Below are 1907 nucleotides of genomic sequence, written 5' to 3' on the forward strand. Positions count from 1 at the left end.
GCTGATGCAACTAGCTCAGGCAGTAGTGTTTCGATATCTGCGTTAGCATCGTAGTGACGCTTGAATGACAACAATGTGTTGATCAATGTGTCACGCTTACCTTTAGTAATACCCATTGAGAATAGGAACATTACTTGGAAGTCAGTAGTACGTGTTGGTACGATACCGAAACGACCTAGGTATGCAGTCACAAGCGCTGCTGGAACACCTGTTTCTAGGAAGTTACCGTTGTCGTCAAGTCCAGGAGTTAGAAGACTAACTTTGATTGGATCAAGCATACACCAGTCATTGTCGATTTCGTCAAAGCCGTGCCACTTGTCTCCAGGAGTTAGTTTCCAGTTCTCTTGGATAGTCATTAGAGACTCAACAGATGCGTCTTCAAAGTTAACCTTGTCACCGTTCATTTCTGTAACGGTTTCAGCGTTCCAAGGTTTGAAGAACCAATCGTTGTCATTGGTGTAGTTGTTGAATAGCTGACGCATGTTTTGACGGAAGATGATCGCTTCGCGGTTTACTTCGTCAGTCAGTGTTTTACCACTTTCACCTTTCATCATGTTAGCTGCAACATCGTTAGACGCACAGATTGCGTATAGTGGCGATGTTGAAGTGTGCATCATGTATGCTTGGTTGAAACGGTCAAAGTTGATCGCGTCTTCACCGTTACGTACGTGAATGTATGATGCTTGAGACAATGCATTCAATAACTTGTGAGTTGAGTGAGTTGCAAATACTGTTGGACCTTTGTGGTCTTTAGCATCGCCACGCATTGCGAAGTGACCCTTGTAGATAGGGTTAAAACGTGCGTAACCGAACCATGCTTCATCCATGTGAATACGGCTAGAGCTTTCGCCTAGTAGCGATTCAGTCACTTCAGAGTGGTAACATAAACCGTCGTAAGTACAGTTAGTTACAACCGCGTAGCCTGCTTTTTTCTCATCAGCGTTGAAAGGAATGCCAGCATTTTTAGCTTTAAGTGCAATGCCTTCTTTGCTCATTTGAACTTGGCTGATTGGACCGATAATACCGTAACAGTTACGGCTAGGTACCATGTAGATAGGGCGTGCACCCGTTAAGATCAGACCTTGCTCGATTGATTTGTGACAGTTACGGTCACAAATAGCGATGTCGTCATCTTTCAAACATGCTTGCATGATTGTGCGGTTTGAACCAGAAGTACCTACGATACCAGAGTAAGATTGGTGAGCACCAAATACTTTAGCTGCTTCAACTTCTGAATCTTTGAATGCGCCGCTGTGGTCAAGTAGAGAACCTAGTGCTGCACGTTCGATACCCATATCGGTACGGAATAGATTTTCGCCGAAGAATTCGAAGAATTGGTTACCAGCAGGGGTCTTAGTAAAACCGATACCACCTTGGTGACCAGGCGCAGACCATGAGTACTCATGGATGTCGTTGTAGTGCATCATCGCTTTCATGAAAGGCGGTAGCACTTGTGAGCGGTAACGACGCATAGCAGCAACGATACGACCTGCAACGAAATCTGCAGTGTCTTCTAGTACAGAGTAACACTCATCAACACGTTCCATTAACTGGCGGTTGTTAAGAATAGAAGTACGAGCGCGTTCTGCTAGTAGAAATACTGGCACTTCAGGTTGACGTGCTTGTAGTGCTGCTAACAAATCAACTTCTTCATGAGAGTTAACGATTTGCTCTTCAGTTTTTTCTAGTGCTAATACAAGGCTATCGATTTGAGATGCCATGATAACTGCACGTGCATCTTCGTAAGAAGTTGCTGTAACGATTTCGATAGTGCGGCTTTCTAATTCAGCGATTAATGATTTAGTTGCACGATCTGCAAAGCTGTTTGGAGTAATGTTTTGGTGCTCAATAACGAGAGCACGCATTTTATTTGTACTATTATTGTTGTTCATAATAACGCCTGAATA

At 43.7% G+C, this 1907-nt stretch carries 1 protein-coding gene; it reads right to left on the reverse strand.

Annotation, left to right across the window (positions count from 1 at the left end):
- The coding region (locus I3255_RS13960) for an Orn/Lys/Arg decarboxylase N-terminal domain-containing protein (RefSeq protein ID WP_238039350.1) at positions 1–1892 on the reverse strand (1892 nt) is incomplete at its 3' end.
- Between the last annotated feature and the right edge of the window lie 15 nt (positions 1893–1907).

Source organism: Psychrobacter sp. Ps6, assembly GCF_022129235.1.
Classification (GTDB): domain Bacteria; phylum Pseudomonadota; class Gammaproteobacteria; order Pseudomonadales; family Moraxellaceae; genus Psychrobacter.